Below are 19,107 nucleotides of genomic sequence, written 5' to 3'. Positions count from 1 at the left end.
AGTTACAGGTCGACACCGCCAGATGGAAGGCCTTCGACCCACCTGGCTGTTAAACACCGACCACACCCGGGCAATATAGGCGCACGGCGTATCGAGTCGATATGAGTGCCGCACGTGCAATCGATAGGCGGTCCGACTGACACGTGTCCGAAGGGCTCAGAAGCAGAGATTGGGCGCTTTCCGCAGAGCCCTGCTCAGAGGAGATCGCAGAAAAGTGGAGTGCGCGCCACAAGGATCTTGGGCGCAGTAGATCTTACGGAACATCACATGATGCAAGGAGGAACAATGGATAGGCACACGCCAACAGAAACATCCACCAATGAAAGAGTACCGATGGATGCTGTACCGTCGGCTACGCGAAGCACGGTAGGCCCAAATGACACCGCCGCACGCCGAACAGCCGAAAAGACTTATCGATTCGGGCGCATAAGGCCAAACGGCACGCCCGCTCTGCGCCTCGCAATACCCATCGGCCTTTCTGTGGCCCTGGCACTTGCCGCAGTGCAACTTCTCAACAATCCCGACGGACCGAATAAGTGGGTAGCCGCAATCATCCTCGCGGCATTCTTAGCCCCGTCTGTCACAGGGCTGGTATGGGTTGCGTGCGTTGACCGCAGCACGCTACCGGGTGCGGTGCGCGATACCGAAAACAGCGTGGAGAGCACTTGGTATTCGAAGGCAGCCTTCGACGCCTTTCACCTAACCTTTGCTGTATGCGGTGTTGGGTCCGGTGTGGCGAGCAAATGGAATGCGACAGTGTCCTGGACACTGGCCGCAATAGCTGCCTTCTCAGCTATCGCCTTCCTTGTGAGCTATCTGCTTCACAAGGTGAGGTAGATGCGTAATCGCTTGGCAGAGTTGCGAAAAAGCTGCGGATGGTCGCAGGAGCACCTGGCGGAGGTGCTCGGCGTGAGTCGGCAGACCGTCATTTCCATCGAAAAGGGAAAATTCTCCCCCTCGCTTCCGCTTGCTTTCCTCATCGCAGCTACGTTCGACCTACGCATCGAGGATGTCTTCTTCCCTGACCCATAGCGACTTAAACGCCGGAACGGATGCCGAAGCTACACGAGCAAGTGCCGAGCAGATACGATCAGACATAACACGTCACGTTCTATTCAGGAAGCCATTTATTCAGGAGTCCAAGCGATGAGAACCGTTACTTTTGCAAGCTCCTCCCCCGCAAGCCCCTCAAGCCGACCCACATCACACGCCGACGAGGTTTTGGCCCCCTCCGCCTCGAACATCATCGGCGGCATGATGCGCATCGCGGAGAAAACTGACGCCGAGATCCGCGCGCTCTATGCCGCAGAACGCGAAGTAGGAATCAACTTCTTCGACCACGCCGACATCTACGGGTTCAATCACCCGGGTGGCGGCCTGCACTACTGCGAGCGCCACTTCGCCGACGCCCTGCGCCTCACGCCTTCCGAACGCGAGCAGATCATCCTGCAGACCAAGACCGGAATCATCACCGACCCGCCGGGTTACGATCACTCCTACACCCACATCATTACCTCGGTCGACGAGTCGCTGCGCGCATTGCGCACCGACTACCTCGACATCCTCTTGCTCCACCGCCCCGACGCCCTCGTCGAACCGGAAGAGGTCGCCCGCGCCTTCGACGATCTCCATTCCTCCGGCAAGGTCCGGCACTTCGGCGTCTCCAACCACACGCCGCGGCAGATCGATCTGCTCCGCCACACGCTTGCCCAGCCAATCGTCGTCAATCAAGTACAGCTGTCCCTGCCTCACTCCTCGATCATTGCGCAGGGCCTCGCATCCAACATGCTCGGGCACGACGACGCAATCACGCGCGACGGTGGCGGCGTCGTCGACCATGCACGTCTGAACGGAATCAGGCTGCAAGCCTGGAGCCCGCTGCAGGCGCCGGCCCACGGCGGCACGTTCCTCGGCTCGCCCAGCTACCCGGAGCTCAATGCTGAGTTGGCGCGCCTGGCCGATGAGTACACCGTCGCTCCGGAGGCAATTGCCGTCGCATGGATCACTCGCCATCCCGCCGGAATTCAAGTGGTTCTTGGAACGACGATGCCGCAGCACTCCGCCGCTGCGGCCGCCGGTTCCGACATCCCGCTCACGCGGGCAGAATGGTACGGCCTGTACCGCGCGGCCGGCCACGTTTTGCCGTAGTCCGGCACTAGACGCGCTGCCGCCACCTAGTGGCGGATCGAATTGGCTTCCGGAAAGGCCGCGCCACCACGAGCCCCGAACCTGCCGCCCGCCTGCCACAGCAGACTCCGGTGGTTAGTCACGCCGCAATACGGGTACTATCGAATTGGCACTCACCGGCGCTTGTCGGAGATCCTCAGCTTGTTACGGCAATTCCGCAGGAGTCTGCCATAACACCGCTCTTCAACACCAGAGAGGACCACATGTTTTGCACTCATTGCGGCACGCAGCTCGCCGAACAGTCCTTTTATTGCCCACAGTGCGGCAAGGCAACGACGATGAACTCTGATGCAACTACCACACCAGACACCGGTGGCACCCCAAGTGCCAGCGCCGATCGCGAACTGGGTTCCGGCAGTACTGCGGCAGCGTCACAGGGAACTAGCTCGCCAACCAGCAGCGTTACAACCACGCACTCAGCGCATCACGCCACCCCGATTGACGACGCCGAGCGCTACAGGCAACGAAACTCGACCGCATCGGGCGCCAACCGGCAGCAGCCTTCAGCCACTGCGGCCCGACGCTCCACCGGGCGCCCCCGTCGCCGCGAGCCGGAAGGCCTGAACGAAACATGCGTGGTTAGTGCCGTCATGGGCGCAGTTTCGTTGGTACTTCCACTTTTCTTTGTCACCTGTGCAATAGCGATTTTCACCGGAAATAGTGGAATCAGTGTCGCTAATATCGAGAGACAGCGTGGGCGATCTCTTGCGATCATCGGTATCGTCTTGGGGACTACTTCTGCGATTCTCACGCTCATGCGGCTGTGCGGTATCGTGATCTCGCCCAGCATCGCCTTAACATGACTAGCCGCCACGGGTCAGAGCTGCCCGCATGCAGCAGTGATCGTGTCGCGGATTGTGACATATGAGGGGAGACCATCGCTTGTTCTAGAATGTCGGTTCGCCAAAACGGACAGGGAAGGAGTAACGATGGTCAGCTTGAACACGATGACGCAGGATGTACCCGAGCGGTGAAGCCGGACCGACCGGGCGTTGGCTGCTGCGGACGCCGAGATGCACGTCGCTGGCACCTCGACGCGCAAGGTGGAGCAGGTAGCAACAAAGTTCGGCGTGGAGTCGTTGTCCAAGGACCAGCTGAGTTGGCTGTTCGCCATCATTGATGGTGAGGTTAACGCGTTCCTCGCCAAGGACTGGTCGGGCATGCGCTTGTGTTATCTCGTCCTTGATGCGACCTACCTGAAGTGTTGCCTGAATGGTCGGGTCCGGTCCGAGACGTTCGTGACCGCTATCGGCGTGGGCGACGAGGGCCGACGCCACGTCCTGAGCTTCACGTGTACCAACGCCGAGTGCAACGCGTCGTGGCAGGGGTTCTTGCAGGCCCTCGAAGGACGCAGTGTGAGGCACACACGCATAGGTACCTCCAATGCCCACTTGGGCTCTGCGCAAGGCCGTGGAGGAGGTCTGGCCCGAGCGATGTGGCAGCGGTGTATCGTACACGCTAAACGCGACATACTCGCAAGGGTCAAGAGCCCGTCACACCATAGGCCCTATACCCCTGCCGCCCGCCTGCCACAGCAGACTCCGGTGGTTAGTCACGCCGCAATACGGGTACTATCGAATTGGCACTCACCGGCGCTTGTCGGAGATCCTCAGCTTGTTACGGCAATTCCGCAGGAATCTGCCATAACACCGCTCTTCAACACCAGAGAGGACCACATGTTTTGCACTCACTGCGGCACACAGCTAACCGAAGACTACAATTATTGCCCACGCTGCGGCACAGCAACGATCATTAACTCTAGTGCAACTACCACACCAGACGGCGGTAGCAAGCCAAATCCCAGCGCCGATCGCGAACCGGGTTCCGGCAGTACTGCGGCAGCGACACAGGGAACTAGCTCGCCAACCAGCAGCGTTACAACCACGCGCTCATCTCATTACGCCTCTCCCATTGACGACGCCGAGCGCTACAGGCAACGAAGCTCGACCGCATCGGGCGCCAACCGCCGACAGCCTCCAGCCACCGCGTCCCAACGCTCCTACGGAGGCTCCAGTCGCCGCGAGCTGCAAAGCCTGAACGAAACATGCGCGGTCAGCGCCGTCATGGGCGTTGTCTCGTTGCTACTGCCACTCTTCTTTGTCACCTGTGCAATAGCGATTATCACCGGAGGCGTCGGGATCGGTGCCGCTAATCGCGAGAGACAGCGTGGGCAATCTCTTGCAATCATCGGTATCGTCTTGGGGACTACTTCTGCGATTTTCACACTAATACGGCTAAATGCCGTCTTGTGATCTCGCCCAGCATCGGTTTAGCGCTACACCCAGCCACCACAGAATTACATCCGACCAAGGAACACGGCTGCGACACCTCGGCCCGGCGCGATGCCTAGCCGCCACGGGTAGAGCTCCCGCGTGCAGCAGGCGGCTGCGGCGCAGCAGATTCCGCGCATCCGTGCGCCGAGCAAGACGGCCTCGATAGCGACGACGGTACGCGTTCTCACCCGTCGAGGAGGTCTCGAATCTCTTGAGCGGTGAGTCGAACACCGCCCACGCCGATCGAGCTGCCTTCCCCGGCCAACGGTCCGCTGTCAGCGCCGCCGTTGGCACCGCTATCGGCAGCGACACCAGCATCGTCAGTGTAGTCAGCATGGTCCATGGCTTCTCCGTCGGTAACACCACCATCGGCAACACCTCCGCCACCAACGCCGCGAGCCCTGGCGGCCCCAGTAACTCCAGCCTCGGCCCCGGCACCAATCGCATCCTTGGCGCCCTCCACAACTCGATCGAAGAGCTCCGCCTTCTTCTCCTTCAGCGCCATGACCTTCTCCTCCACCGTTCCGGCGGATACCAAGCGGTAGACCATCACCGGCCTAGCCTGCCCGATCCGGTGGGTGCGATCAACTGCTTGTTCTTCGGCCTGCGGGTTCCACCACGGGTCAAGCAGGAACACGTAGTCCGCCTCGGTGAGAGTCAAGCCAACTCCGCCCGCCTTCAGGGATATCAGGAAGACATCGGCGTCACCGTTGCGGAACGCGTCAATCACTTCCTGCCGGTCCGACGTCGAACCGTCCAAATAAGCGGTACGCATTGCCTCGGTGTCAAGTGCAGAACGCACGCCGCTCAAGTACCGAGTGAATTGGCTGAAGACGAGAGCTTTATGCCCTCTGCGACCACCGGTCGCAGTATCTCCAGCAACATCTCGATCTTTGCCGTGTACTTCGGTTGCTCAACTGCCGCGGCCGTATCGCCATCTTCGTGATCGACCTCTTCAACCAGCGCCGGGTCGAGCGCCATTTGCCGCAGGATGGTCAGCGAACGGAGCGCCGTGAACCGTGATTGCGCCGTGTCTTCTTCCAGCAGGCCCAACACCTTTTGCCTCTCCCGTGCCAATCGACGCTCATAGGCATGCCGATGCTCAGCATCCAATTCGACGAATAGCACCTGTTCGATCTTCGGCGGCAGGTCGGAAGCAACCTGCTCTTTCGTGCGGCGAAGCAGGAAAGGACGGACCCGAGCCCGGAGTGCCGCCAGGACGCCGTCGTCGCCGCGCTCAATGGGACGCCGATACACCTCAGCGAAACGCTCCACACCGGGAAGCAACCCCGGTGCCGTAATCGACAGCAGGCTCCAAAGGTCTATCAGCGTGTTCTCCAAAGGAGTGCCCGTGATGGCGATAGTGGACGGCGTGCGCAGACGCCGCACCGCCTTGTACGTCATCGAGTGAGGGTTCTTGACGGTTTGCCCTTCATCCAACACGACCCAGGCCCAGTCGACAGCGGCAAAATCTTCCTGCTCCAGGCGCATGATCGTGTAGCTGGTGACGACGAGGTCCGCCTCCGCGACGACTTCGTTCAGGCTCCTATCACGCTTGGCACGGGTACGTGTGACGGTGTGCACCCGCATGGTAGGGCAGAATCGAGCCGCTTGTTCCATCCAAGAGCCGATCACACTGGTCGGGGCAATCACCAGAACCGGACCATCGCCGGATGTGCAGGAGTCACGCTGAGCGGAACTCTGCGTGGTCGGGCCCGGAGCGGCAGGGCCCTGCGCGGCCGAACTCGGAGCGGTTGGTTCTTGCACAGCGAGTTTCAGAGTGGTCGGGCTCGGGGCGGTTGGTTCCTGCGCAGCGAGTTTCAGCGCGGTCACTTTCGGAGCTGCCACTTTCGATGTGGTTGGTCTCTGCGCCGCAAGTTTTGGGGCGGTTGGTCCCGGGGCGGCTGGTTTCGATGCTGCCGCCCCCGGGGCAGAGCGTTGTTCGAGCATGCGCTGAATGACTGCCAGTACCTGGATTGTCTTGCCTAGGCCCATGTCGTCGGCTAGTACTCCGCCCAGTCCGTTCGACTGCAATAGCGCGAGCCAGCGGTAACCATCAAGTTGGTAGGGCCGGAGCGTCGCCTGCAGACCAGCGGGAGGCGCAACCTTCAATGGCGAGTCGCCGTCCCCACCCGACTCTGCAGAATCGTCACCTACCTCCACCCCGCCTATCTCCGCTCGGCTCTCGGGCGCACCCTGACCGCCCTCCCCGCCCCTGGACCATTCTCAAGTGCGCCGACAACACCCTCGCCCGCCAGTATGTGACTCTCGGGCCGTGTCAAACCTTCGTGCTCGACTGTTTGGCTCTTCTCCGCGGCCGTGCGGCCATCACCATCAGCCTTCATCCCAGCCCGGCCATCACCATCACCATCAGCCTTCATCCCAGCCCGGCCACCACCAGCAGCCTCCGCCGCCTCGACGACTGCCAGCAGACGTTGCATCCCTTCCCGCCATCGCGCAGTCGCCTCGCTATCGGCTCCCAGGTCGAGCAATTCGGAATACATTCCAGTCTGGAAACGGTTGATCGTCAGATCGCCTCCATCTGCCGATGCCGGATCTCGTAACTCCCGCCCCTCCTCCATCAGCTTGGCCAATCGGACGATCTCGGGATGATCCGCGAGCACCACCCAGTGCCCCGATTCAAGCAGAATCGCTTCGGCCTCTTCGGCAACCGCTGTCATAAGCCTGTCTATCGGAATCTCTTCGTCGCCCACACGTACTCGCACCCGCAGCGAGAACCAGTCGAGGTCCTCCTCGTCGTCCGAAATCGCCGTCGTGATACGCGGCGTGGCCTCAGTTTCTCGATATTCGGGAACGTCGCCGTGCACTTCGACGACTACACCCGCAATCTCCCGCATGATCGGCAAGGCATGCGTGAAGAACCGCGCGGTGTTCATTCCCGCGAAAACACGCTGTTCCCACAGCCGTCCGTGTTCTTCGACCACTGGCAGACAGGCGGCAATAGCGCGGCGTGCGAGTTCATCCTCGGCCTGCCGGTCCCGTACTGCTGGCTCGGCGTCACGCGGGGAAGGCGCGGCATTCCGTGAGGCAGGCTCCGTATTATGCGCGGCAGGCTCCACACTCCCAGCTACGAGGCCGTTCGGGCTCACCAGGGACTCTGCAAGCACGGCGTCAACATCACCGCGCAGCGCGCGACGCTTCTCTTTATAAGGCAGTGGGCCATCCACCACATCCGCCAGGCTCGGAACAGCAACCGTCCCCTTCACCTCGCCACCGGCCGTCATATAGCGAATGGCCCAGCATGTCTCGGCACGGTGTTTGGCAGCATCCATCGCCACCTGCAGAACCGCGATGGGCTCCGAACGCTCCGGTATTTTCAGCCCAGGATCCAGGCCAACCACCGGAACGATGACGGCCAGTTGAGGCAGATACTGCTCCTCAAAGTGCTTCACACCGTCGGGTGGGACCACGATGTCGCCACCCTGGCGCAGTAGCGGCCCAAGTACCTCGCTCTGCAGCGGATCTAGCGGCAACAGGCTGATCGCCCCGTCCCTACCGACAAGCGCATACCCGTGAGGCGGCAGCCCGATGGGATGCAATTCCGGATTCGTGCGCTCATCCTCCGTCAACGTGCTTATCGCTGAACAGTCCATCCTTGCGGAGATCAGGGCGGAGCCATCCTTCCGGCGCGACACCGTGGCCCCGGCCTGCAGACCCTCGCGAATCGCTACCGGCTGCCCGTTGCGCTGCGCCGTCGTCAGCGTCACTCCTGCATCCAGGCATCGCCGAAGGACGTCCCATACTTCTATTGGAAGTGCTTCCAGATCGATCCGATCAGTTTTCCGGTTCGTATTGCGCCCGGGGTCCATGGCCTCCAGCTCCGCCAGACACGACAACGCGGCCGGAGCGACCTGGCCGGAAAGTGCTCCGTCGCGAATGGCTCGCCATGAAATCCCCTGTTTCAGCCACCCGCGCTGCCCCTCAATGAGTGGCAATAGGCCGAGCCTGCCAGCCCTGCGCCGTGCCACATCCCCGGCGCTTTCCGCAGTTGATACTTCCACGGCAACACGCCGATATCCCCCGACCTGGCTGCGTTCTGGCACATTATGCAGCAGATCGTCCAGTTGACGTTCCCATCCGGTTTTCGCTGCCGAAGTAGCCCTCGTTGCTGCCACGTGCCGCGCAGTAAGGAGCACGGCAACCGTGTGCTTGCAATTGCTGGCAACCGGGCAGGAGCATATCCCCTCCCAGGAAACGCTCTTGCCATGCAATGCCGGAAACACCATGGTCTGGTAGGAGTCGATTTGTGAGCCATCCACCTCGGCGGTGATGTTTTCGCCGTCGTCGTCAATCGAGAGATGAGAGACCATGCCGTCCTCGTAGTAGGCGCGCCCACGCGCGAAAGTCACACCACCGGCGACCGCCGCAATCGCGGCGTCGGTCAGCTGTCTCGGCCAGTCGTCATATGCAATCTCGCGCGCCATGGGATTAGCTTACGGAATGCCTCCGACACGTTTCGAGCCGGGTTCGGGCGGGGGATCGCACGGCGCCGTGCGCAAGCAGCCACAATGGTTCGAGCCCGGCCCGGGCGGGGAGTGGCCCGCCGACGACCTTACCTCCGGGCCGCGCGACGTTCGAGTTCCCGGGTGGGGATGGGCTCTCCTATCCGCGCACCCATTTCAAACAGCTGGCTCGAGCCCCACTCGGCCGGGGAGGCGTTACGTGCGAGGCAACATCATCGAGATGGATGGTACAGGTTTACACTTTGCTGAAGTCTATGGTTCCGCAATACTCGTGAGGCTGGCCAATTCGCTGCCGTTGACGACGAAGCCGCAGGTCTACGCCATACCCGCGAGGCTTGGACGCGGGAACAGCTCACCCTCACGTATTACAAGCTCTGCCATATGATTTACAGTCCTTCCCAACTGATTACATCCGACCGATGCCGATTACAGGCGAACTCCAGCGCCGATTCTAGGCCTTGCGGCCACGGGATCAAAGAGCCGCCCGCCAGGAGAATTGTTTCAGCGACATCTGGCGAAGCGTCATCGCGAAATTCCTGCCAATCGGTGCGCCGCGAATCACCGACACTCGCATACATGACGCCACTCGCAGAGGTGAAGTATGCGGCACTCACGCCATCACGCACGTAGACCCTGAGACTCGGCTTTTCATCGTCCCCGAACCAGAGGATGAAACGGTTTGAGCCGCGAGCGCTGCGCAAGATACCTGCGTCATCGAAGCGCCGCGATAGAAAGTGACGAAGAGCCACCTCCGAATTGATCTCGCGCGCATTGATGGCGAAGTCCTGAACGGTCACACGCATGCTACTCTCCCAAAAATCCTCCTCCAATCTCCCCAACGGCCACCTCTGACACTATCAGCCAGGCACAGACCGCACCATCCACGAGCCGCATTGTCCAAATCCCGTCCAAACGAAGGCCGCCCGGTTTTCACCGACGCCGAAATCCGCATGATTCCGCCATTCTTAAAGTGGAATCACTCCAGGTTTTCTTCCTTTGGACGGGATTTGGACACCTTGCCTGCGGGAGCCTTCACCCTACTGTCACAATAGCCTCAAAAGTAACGAAACCCCGGCAGACACCCAACCGCACGACACCATCACAACACCCAACCGCACGACACCATCACAACACCCAACCGCACTACACCATCACAACAGCACAGGAGCATCAGAAACCTCGATGTCGCCTTCCCAGGTACTGTGCCCCTATCTTTCCAACTCCCCGAACTGCCACACCCCGTCTTAGCCGACCTCGACGGGTACCTTCTCGCAGCTCAACTCCCGAACTGCCACTCCTTTCACTCCCCTCCCCGCACAGAGAGCACGTCCATGTGTTCACTCCTCCCCACACCAACGACCCCTCCACTCCTCCTATCTCCCTATACTGAGATACCCGCCCACGTCCCGGGCAACGCAGTTCCCTACACACCCCGGCATCCTCACCCCAACTACCTCACGCTTTCCTGGCGATTTGCTGGCCATCTTTCCGTTCGCGGCATAAAATCACGGTTGTGCCACGCGATGCTGCCTTTCCGACGCCGTCAATCCCGCGCGATTCCGACGCCTCCGGTTCGCCGCGCCCCGGCCGAGGCTCAAACTCTTCCAACTACACGGACGTAGGCTCGACCACGCCCGCAAGTTCTTCCTCATCCCCGACATCGCCCTCCCTTACTACCGCCCTAGCGACGAACTCTCAGCAAACCAGTAACCCCCGCATCGGCACCCAGTCCACTGCCACATCGGCCGCCGCCCCAAGACCCGCCACCCCAACACCAACCACCACCCCAAGACCCACCACCTCACCCGCACCAACCGTCACCCCAGGGCAAACCCCTGCCCCGCCCACTAACACCCCACCACCAAATACGACCATCGACCTCGCTCCCGGTTCGGTCGTGCGCGTGCGGGATGAAGACTGGCTTGTCACCCGCGTCACCGCCACCAGCGACGGCACTCTCATAACCGTGCAAGGTCTTTCCGAACTGGTCCGCGATACCTCGGCTCAGTTCAGCGCTGGAATCGACCGCATCGAGCCGATTGACCCGCGCGATACCGACGTCGTCGCAGATACCTCCACCGGCCACAGGCTCTCGCGCTTGTGGCTGGAGGCGACATGGCGAAAAACCGCGCTTCCCACCTCGGATACATCCCTCTCCGTTGTGGGCGACATGCTGGCCGACCCTCTGCAATACCAACTCACCGCTGTACGTCAGGCCCTCGACCCAGCCAGCCTACGCCCGCGCATTCTGCTGGCGGATGCCGTTGGACTCGGCAAAACCCTGGAAATCGGTATGATCCTGGCGGAGTTGGTGCGCCGCGGCTGGGGAGACAGGATTCTGATTGTCTCGCCCCGCCACGTGCTGGAGCAGATGCAGCATGAAATGTGGTCCCGCTTCGCCCTGCCTTTCGTGCGGCTGGATTCGCTTGGCATTCAGCGCGTGCGCCAGCGCGTGCCGGCCACCCGTAACCCGTTCTCCGTGTATCACCGGGCGATTATCTCCATCGACACCCTCAAGAATGACCGCTATTTGGCCCACCTGCGCAAACAGCGCTGGGATGCCGTCGTCATCGACGAATCACACAACATCACTAACCGCGCCACCCAGAACAATCGGCTGGCCGATATTCTGGCTCGGCAAACCGACGCGCTGATTCTTGCCTCCGCCACCCCGCATAACGGCGATCCGAAGTCTTTCAACGAACTGGTCCGCCTCCTGGAACCGACTGCCGTGCGCCCGGATGGTACGCGTGACGACGACGCCGTGCGCCGCCTCGTCATCCGCCGCCACCGCCATTCGCCCGAGGTCAGCAGCGTGGTCGGCGACAAGTGGAAGGAGCGTCAGGAGCCGGTGAATCGCCTGGTAACGCCTTCTCCGGAGGAAGACGCCGTAGCGGGCGAGCTTTCCCAGACCTGGCTGCATCGCTCCGACGGCGCTCTGGCGCCAGGTGTGCCGAGTGGGACGCGCGGGAGTCAGGCCCTATTTTCATGGACACTGGCGAAGGCCTTCCTCAGTTCGCCCGCCGCGCTAATCGAAACGATTGATGGGCGCCTGAACCGCCGTCGTGAGGTGACGACGAGCCTCGGCACCGCGCCAACAACAACCGTCCAAAGCACTGCTGCACCTCCTGTGCCGCCCCAGCAGCGGCCCGCCAACGCGCCCTCTGTCGGCCAAGCAACAACCCCGGCGGCAGCCCCCGTCGATACCCACGCCTCCGTCGCCGCCGTCACCCCCGACGGCACCGCAGTCTCCTCATCCGCCGACGACGCCCCACTGACCAGCGAGCAGGCGCTGGCGCTGGAGCACCTGCTGCGACTTGCCACCGACGCAAACACGAGCGCCTCCGGCAAGTACCGGGCGCTCTTGGAAGAACTAGCGCGCATTGGCGTCGGGCCGCGCTCCTCCGAGCGAGTGGTGATTTTCGCGGAGCGGATCGCCACACTGAACTGGCTGCGCGAGCACATTGAGGAAGACCTCAAAATGCCACTCGGTGCCGTGCGGGTGATGCACGGCAGCCTCTCGGACGTTGAACAGCAGGAGATTGTGGAGGAGTTCCGCCAAACGCATACGCCCATCCGGGTGCTGATTACCGGCGACGTCGCCTCCGAAGGCGTGAACTTGCACAGCCAGTGCCACGAACTCATCCACTACGACATTCCGTGGTCCCTGATCCGCATTGAGCAACGCAACGGACGCATTGACCGCTACGGTCAGGAGATTTCGCCGCGGATCACCACGCTCCTACTCGACCCGTCGGATCGGCGTTTCAACGGCGATATCCACGTGTTGGCTCGCCTGATGCACAAGGAGGATGAGGCGCATCGCGCTCTTGGCAGCGCCGCATCGCTTATGGGTTTGTACTCCGGCGAGAAGGAGGAGAAGGCGATCCGCGAGGCGTTGCAACAGGGAACGGATATCGACGACGTCGTCCACGACGCCGAGAGCGCACTTGAACTCGACCCGATGGCCGCGTTGTTCGCCACGCTGACGGGAAGTGAATCGATCTTAGCCAGGCACAACGCCGCAACCGAGCACAACGCCGCAACCGGGCAAGGGCGCAATGACCTGCATCATGATGCTCCGCTGCACGCCTCACTGCTATACCCCTCACAAGTGGACTTCCTGCGTGAAGGTCTAGCCGAGATCTACGACCGGCCCGCCGAGAAGGCTCTTCCATCCGGCGGAGGCGGTGTTTCTTGGCGGTACGATGCCAAGGAGCATATCGCCGAGCTCGTGCCGCCCAGTGGCCTGCGCTCCCGCTTGGAGGTGCTTCCGCAGAGTTATCTCGCTGAGCGCGGAGTGCGGGAGCATCTGGTCCTGGCCACCTCGCGCAGCAAGGCCAAGGCCCTGCTGGCCGATGCCTTACGCGATTCCAGCGACTCGTCATGGCCGGAGGCTCACTATCTCGGTCCACTGCATCCCATACTCGACTGGATAAGCGACCGCATCCTCGCCGGTCTTAATCGCGGTAGCGTTTTTGCGATGCGTGGCGCGGTGGATGCTCCTACCGTGTTGCTCATGGGAACACTGACAAACCGCGTTGGCCGAACGGTAAGCCTAGTCAGCCTGAGCGCACAGTTCCGCTATCTCGACCTTGCTTCCGCCCGCGACTCACTGGCTCGTGGAGAGGCGCCGCAGGCAGTGGCGTTCACGACGATTCATCCGACGCCCGCTGCCATGTTCACCGATGTGCGCGTGACCGAACCACAAACCAATCCCGGCCCGGTTCCTCATCTCGATCTGCTTAAGGCTCTTATTGCCCCGGCGGTGGATGCGGCAGAGAACCAAATGGCACTGACGGTTGACGCCGCACGCCGCGACGCCAACCAACGTGTGGAAAGTTGGGCACGGCATGTTGATGCGTGGGACGACGACGCCGGCCACCTGGTCCAGAACCGGCAACTGCGTGAACAACGTTCAACGGTGGCGTTGGAAAAGCAGTTATTGGACCAACATCAGCCCGCACACACGCTGGTGCGGCCGCTGCTCGTCGTCGTCCCGCATGACTTTGGCACGGCGGGAGAATACTGAGCGGCGGATTGATGAGGGGCACACGAATGGCAGGCGCACTTACGGGCGGTGAACTTATGACGGGCGCACTAACGGCGGACGCACTTACGAGCGTCGCGTTAACGACGGCCCCACCAATGAGCATCGCACTAATGGCGGAAGGAGCACGCTAATGGCGGTATCTGATGCCCTGGTAGTGGGCGAGGACTGGATCAGCGAGCATTACTTCACTACCGACGCCACCAAGGAATCCTTCCTGGCCAGAGTGTTGGAGCGCCGCAAGGAATGGGAGGCGGAGGAGAAGGAGGGCGGCCCACTGCCCGGTCACGACTGGCTGGCGTGCGCGCGCAGCTAGAGCAGTTATTCGCCGCTCTCCCCTCCGACAGCGACGATTTCTTCGACGACGACGCGCCGGCGGGCGCCTTCCCGGCGGGTTCCGGCCCGCGGAGCACCCCCGCATATTCCGCCAATTCTTCTTCCCGGACCGACTCCGGCCACTCGACCAGTTCTACCTTCCGCGCTGCCTCCGCTTCCTCGGCCGACCCGGCCTCGCCGCGCCGCTCCACCGTTCGTGTGAACGCCGCAGTCACGCAGGCGGACGAACTGACCCTACACATCGATGCATTGCTGCGAGACGTCCTTGGGTATACCACGGGCGAATACGAACTGCTTGACCGCGGGCCCGTCACGCTGGTCCGCCCGCGCGGCGAGGAGGGGCCCGCGCCACTGGTGCTGCTGCGTGCTCGCTCGGCCGCGACCATCGAAGAACTCCTCAACAAGAGCACAGCCACCCGCACGCTGATCGAGCCCTGGTTCCCGCTTGATTTGGCGGACCCGTCCGCACCTGAAATAGAGGGAGCCGAGTCCATCGACTCGGTGGCGCGTTCCCTCTCTACCTTACTCACCGACGAGCACGGCCCCGCCTTCGCCCTCGTGTTGGCCGGGCGCTTCGCTTTGATTGCGGAGAAGGAACGTTGGCCGGAGGGGCGCTGGCTCGCCGTCGATCTGCAGCTCGTCGTCGAACGTGCCGATACCAGGCGCGGCGGCGAGGTGGAACACGCCCTCACCTGCCTGGAAGCGCGTTCCCTGTTGCCCACCGCCGACGGCGAAACCTGGTGGACGGCCACTTTGGAGGATTCTGCCGCGCATACCGTGGGCGTCTCGCAAGATCTACGTGAAGGCGTGCGGCTCTCCATCGAGATCATCGCGGGTGAGGTGGTCCGGCGCCGCGCTGCGCTAGGTCTGCCGCCTCTGCCTCCAGAGCAGGCGCAACCGCTCGCCCTGCAGTCTTTGCGCTACCTGTATCGCATCATCTTCCTGCTTTATGCCGAGGCGAGCCCTGAGTTGAGCATTCTGCCGGTGGGAGCCGCCGAGTACGACGCCGGATACGGCCTGCATCGGCTACGGGAGTTGACCCTGCAGGAGATTCATCAGGAGGCGGAGCAGTCGGGCACGCATGTGTACGAGTCTTTGGCCGTACTATTCCGCCTGGTTGATAAGGGATTCAATCACACCGGGGAACTGCCCGAGGATTTCGACGGCCTCGTATTTCAGCCCATGCGCGCCGACCTGTTCCTCCCGCAGGCAACGGCGTTAATCGACGAGGTAGGCCTGGGCAATGAGGCACTGTTGCGCGTGCTGCGCCACTTGCTGCTCACCAAGGAACGTTCCGGCGCCGGGCGCGGATTCATCAGTTATGTGGAACTCGGCATTAATCAGTTGGGAGCGGTGTACGAGGGACTGATGAGTTACACCGGCACCTTCGCTACCGAACGTCTGTGGGAGGTAGCGCCGGGCGGTGACGCATCCAAAGGCTCGTGGGTGGTACCCCGTGATGTGATGGAGAAGTTGAACCGGGACGACCTCGTCACCGTGGTGGATGAGGTGACCGGGGAACGCCGCAATGTCACCTACGAGCCCGGCGAGTTCGTGTTCCGGCTCTCGGGCCGGGATCGGCAGCGGTCGGCGAGTTATTACACGCCGGAGGTGCTGACGCGTTTCACGGTGCAGCAGGCACTGGAGGAGTTGCTGGATCAGGATGGCCGCACGACGACGGCGGAGGAGGTGCTGCACCTGACGGTGTGCGAGCCGGCGCTGGGTTCGGGCGCCTTCGCGATTGAGGCGGTGCGCCAGTTGGCCGAGCAGTACCTGTCCCGCCGGGAGCGGGAGCTGGGGCGGCGCGTGGACCCGGAGGAGCGTCCGCGCGAGCTGGCCAAGGTGAAGGCCTACCTGGCGCTGCACCAGGTCTATGGCGTGGATTTGAACGCCACCGCGGTGGAATTGGCGGAAATTTCCCTGTGGCTGGACACGATGGTGGAGGGTCTGGCGGCGCCGTGGTTCGGCCTGCGGCTGCGTCGCGGCAATTCACTGGTGGGGGCCAGGCGGGCCCTGTACCCGGCGAGCGCATTGAAGAAGAAGGCGTGGTTGAGCATGCCGTCGGTTTCCGAGCCGTTATCGCAGGTGGCCCGCGTGCTCGACGACGCCGACCAGAGCGCGGCACACCGGGCAGGGGCGGCACTGGACGTGGAGGGGCGCATCCATCATTTCCTCCTCCCCGCCAAGGGCTGGGGCTCTGCCACACGGTTGCCGAAGCAGGTGCTCGACATCATCGACGCCGAGCGGGTAAAAGAACTGAAGGCGTGGCGGAAGTCGATAACCGCCCAGCCGGCGAATTCGCAGGTCAAGCGCCTCACTGCGCTGGCACGCCGGGTGGAGGTGCTATGGGAGTTCACACTGCGCCGCCTGCGGGTGGCGGAGGCCGAGGCTGCCCGCTACATCCCCTTATGGGGTGAGCAGGAGCGTGAGCGGTCCGCCTCCCGGGTGAGTCGGGAGCAGATCGAGGAGTTCTTGGCCGATACTGGTTCGGCCTACCGGCGCCTGCGGCTGGTGATGGATGCGTGGTGTGCGCTGTGGTACTGGCCGTTAACCACCGATGTAAGACCGCCGAGTCTGCAGGACTGGCTGGCCGCCCTGGAAGGGATCCTCGGCGTTACTGGGAAGGACCGCAGCGAGATGGCGACGCTGGCCGACGCCGGTAACTGGGAGGAACTGGCGCTCGCCGAAGAGTTGGAGCTGCGCTTCAGCGCCGCCCGTCGCATTGCCGACCTGCAGGACGAACACCCGTGGCTGCGCGTGGTGCAGCAGGTTGCCGAGGAGCAGGGCTTCTTCCACTGGGAGCTCGACTTCGCCACCGTGTTCGCGCGCGGCGGCTTCGACCTGCAGGTCGGTAACCCGCCGTGGGTGCGGCCCCGTACCGACGTGAAGGCGCTCCTGGCAGAGGGCGACCCGTGGTGGGCTCTGATGAAACAGTCCTCGGAACCAGCGAAGCGCGAGCGCCGCCCGGTCACTCTGGCGCGCCCCGGCATGCGCAACCTGGTCATCAACGGCACCGCTGAGCAGATCGTGCAGTCCGAGTTGCTCAGCGACTCGACCGTCTACCCGCTGCTGAGCGGCCAGCCCGACCTGTACCGTGCCTTCATGTGCCAGGTGTGGGAGCACCAGAAGCACAGCGGCACCTCGGGGCTCATCCATATGGACACACATTTCACGGATGCCAAGACCCAGAACTTGCGCTCAGCCACATACCGCCGCCTGCGGCGTCACTGGCAGTTCGGTAACCAGTTGCGAGTGTTCGATATTGACAGCAAGCAGACCTACGGCATTAACATCTACGGCTCAGCTCGAACACCTTCTTTCCTCAATGCCGCCTCGCTCTATCACCCCGACACGGTGATTCGTTCCCTCAAGCATGACGGCTCGGGCGAGGAGCCGGGTTTCAAAGATCCTCACACGGGCACATGGGATCTGCGCCCGCATGCCTCTCGCATCCAGCGGGTCGACGAGTCCATGCTCCGTGCCTGGCAGGCAGTGACCGACGCGGACGACTGGCTTTCCACACCCATGGTCTCTACAGTCAACTCGGCAGCAGCGCGTACCCTGGAAACGCTGTCCCGTAACCCGCGCATTGGGTCGCTCGGTCTTGAATTTTCCTCCGGCTGGCACGAGAAAACGGACTTTGACAAGGGCCGCTTCGTCAAGGTGTGGGGCCCCGCCTCCTGGGAGGACGCCATCCTCCAAGGCCCACACCTGCATGTGTCCACGCCGCTGTACAAGCGGCCGAACGAGACCATGAAGAACAACCAGGACTGGACCGCGACCGACTTCGATACCCTGCCCGCAAACACACAACCGGTGACCCAGTACAAGCCCGCCGGCGACCGCGCCACCTACGATCGTCTCTACACCCACTGGGGCACCACTTCCGCCCGCGACCACTACCGCATCGCCTGGCGAGCGATGGCACAATCAAGGAATGCAAGGACGCTGTTCCCCGCCATCATCCCGCCTGGACCCGCCCATCCGAACGGCGTGTTCTCAACAGGGTCGCCTGAATGCTCTACAGCGGACCTCGTCCTACTCCAAGCTGGCGTGTCATCGTTAGTCGCAGATTTCGCGCTGCGGGCTCTTCCCAAGTCTGGCATTTACTTCCCGGACTTCTGTCGGCTTCCAGCGCTTCCCAGTCATCATCCACTTCGCAAGCCCACCATCCTGCGGGCTCTTCGCCTGAACTGTGTCACCGACGCCTACGCGGACCTGTGGGCCGAGTGTTGGGATGACGCCTTCTTGGACGACTCGCCGATTTTGGAGCGTTACGACGAGCGCCCGATCGGGCCGGTCTGGACTCCGGATACGCCGTTGCGGCGTGCCGAGGACCGGCGTAACGCGCAGGCGGAGGTCGACGTGATGGTTGCAATGATGCTCGGGGTCCCAATCGAGGATCTGTGCACCATCTACCGCACGCAGTTCGCGGTGCTCTACGACTACGACCATGGTCGGGGTACGGGCGCGTATGTCTATGACGCCAATGGACGACAGGTGCCCACGCCGGTTCGCCACGCCTGGGAGAAGCGCAAGCGTCCCGAGTCCGACGCAGACATGCCCCTGGAAGAACGCACCCACACCCACCCCGGCTCCGGTGTAACCTACGTCTACGAGCTTCCCTTCAGCACCCGCGACCGCGAATCCGACTTCCGCCGCATCTCTGCAGCGCTCTCGCGCCTTAATAGACCCGGAGGAGCCCATCTATAGCATCCTGTTGTTGGCAGTGCGCCACTCGCGACCCGCATGACCATTGCTTTCATCCAAGAAGACG

General features: G+C 62.4%; 10 protein-coding genes and 1 pseudogene. 7 read left to right on the top strand and 4 right to left on the bottom strand.

Going from position 1 to position 19,107, the window contains the following annotated elements; genetic code table 11:
* Nucleotides 1-285 precede the first annotated feature (285 nt).
* The 4 genes from DDD63_RS02965 (at nucleotide 286) to DDD63_RS02950 (ending at nucleotide 2,990) form a co-directional block, all read left to right on the top strand.
* Entirely contained in the window at nucleotides 286-837 is a 552-nt protein-coding gene (locus tag DDD63_RS02965) for a hypothetical protein (RefSeq protein ID WP_125482414.1), read from the top strand.
* The gene (locus tag DDD63_RS02960) at nucleotides 838-1,032 is read left to right on the top strand and encodes a helix-turn-helix transcriptional regulator (RefSeq protein ID WP_108715116.1); all 195 of its coding nucleotides are present in this window, start codon (nucleotides 838-840) and stop codon (nucleotides 1,030-1,032) included.
* A gap of 189 nt (nucleotides 1,033-1,221) precedes the next feature.
* A complete protein-coding gene (locus tag DDD63_RS02955; RefSeq protein WP_240611372.1) occupies nucleotides 1,222-2,148 on the top strand; it encodes an aldo/keto reductase in 927 nt (308 codons plus the stop codon).
* A 317-nt stretch (nucleotides 2,149-2,465) separates the two neighbouring features.
* Nucleotides 2,466-2,990, top strand: coding sequence for a hypothetical protein (locus tag DDD63_RS02950; protein WP_108715115.1), 525 nt, complete (start codon nucleotides 2,466-2,468; stop codon nucleotides 2,988-2,990).
* An 84-nt stretch (nucleotides 2,991-3,074) separates the two neighbouring features.
* Here the strand turns inward: DDD63_RS02950 and DDD63_RS12725 are convergent, their stop codons facing one another.
* From DDD63_RS12725 to DDD63_RS02925, 4 genes and pseudogenes are all read right to left on the bottom strand, one after another.
* On the bottom strand, nucleotides 3,075-3,551 hold the full coding sequence (locus DDD63_RS12725) for a hypothetical protein (RefSeq protein WP_240611370.1): 477 nt from the start codon (nucleotides 3,549-3,551) through the stop codon (nucleotides 3,075-3,077).
* A gap of 1,360 nt (nucleotides 3,552-4,911) precedes the next feature.
* Nucleotides 4,912-6,533, bottom strand: a pseudogene (locus DDD63_RS12380) (SNF2-related protein); the annotation flags it as partial.
* Nucleotides 6,534-6,628: 95 nt separating this feature from the next.
* Entirely contained in the window at nucleotides 6,629-8,905 is a 2,277-nt protein-coding gene (locus DDD63_RS02930) for a hypothetical protein (RefSeq protein ID WP_108715112.1), read from the bottom strand.
* A 425-nt stretch (nucleotides 8,906-9,330) separates the two neighbouring features.
* Nucleotides 9,331-9,747, bottom strand: a complete 417-nt coding sequence (locus DDD63_RS02925; protein ID WP_108715111.1) for a hypothetical protein — start codon at nucleotides 9,745-9,747, stop codon at nucleotides 9,331-9,333.
* Nucleotides 9,748-10,457: 710 nt separating this feature from the next.
* Between DDD63_RS02925 and DDD63_RS12720 the strand changes: the two genes are divergently transcribed.
* The 3 genes from DDD63_RS12720 (at nucleotide 10,458) to DDD63_RS02910 (ending at nucleotide 19,043) form a co-directional block, all read left to right on the top strand.
* Nucleotides 10,458-13,976 (top strand): helicase-related protein, encoded by a 3,519-nt coding sequence (locus DDD63_RS12720; RefSeq protein WP_346426230.1) that lies wholly within the window; start codon nucleotides 10,458-10,460, stop codon nucleotides 13,974-13,976.
* Between the two features lie 151 nt (nucleotides 13,977-14,127).
* Nucleotides 14,128-14,310 carry a hypothetical protein gene (locus DDD63_RS02915; protein WP_108715110.1) on the top strand — a complete coding sequence of 61 codons (183 nt, stop codon included), beginning with the start codon at nucleotides 14,128-14,130 and terminating at the stop codon, nucleotides 14,308-14,310.
* On the top strand, nucleotides 14,295-19,043 hold the full coding sequence (locus tag DDD63_RS02910) for a restriction endonuclease subunit M (protein ID WP_108715109.1): 4,749 nt from the start codon (nucleotides 14,295-14,297) through the stop codon (nucleotides 19,041-19,043). The genes DDD63_RS02915 and DDD63_RS02910 overlap by 16 nt, the downstream gene beginning before the upstream one ends.
* Nucleotides 19,044-19,107 lie beyond the last annotated feature (64 nt).

Origin of the sequence: Actinobaculum sp. 313, from assembly GCF_003073475.1 — a bacterium.
Taxonomy (GTDB): Bacteria; Actinomycetota; Actinomycetes; order Actinomycetales; family Actinomycetaceae; genus Asp313.
This window is presented reverse-complemented; position numbering and strand designations above follow the sequence as displayed.

Bases quoted from the DNA above. Each gene is read 5' to 3' on its own strand.
- DDD63_RS02965 (WP_125482414.1), top strand. From the start codon at position 286: ATGGATAGGCACACGCCAACAGAAACATCCACCAATGAAAGAGTACCG.
- DDD63_RS02925 (WP_108715111.1), bottom strand. From the start codon at position 9,747: ATGCGTGTGACCGTTCAGGACTTCGCCATCAATGCGCGCGAGATCAAT.
- DDD63_RS02950 (WP_108715115.1), top strand. From the start codon at position 2,466: ATGAACTCTGATGCAACTACCACACCAGACACCGGTGGCACCCCAAGT.
- DDD63_RS02915 (WP_108715110.1), top strand. From the start codon at position 14,128: ATGGCGGTATCTGATGCCCTGGTAGTGGGCGAGGACTGGATCAGCGAG.
- DDD63_RS02930 (WP_108715112.1), bottom strand. From the start codon at position 8,905: ATGGCGCGCGAGATTGCATATGACGACTGGCCGAGACAGCTGACCGAC.
- DDD63_RS02960 (WP_108715116.1), top strand. From the start codon at position 838: ATGCGTAATCGCTTGGCAGAGTTGCGAAAAAGCTGCGGATGGTCGCAG.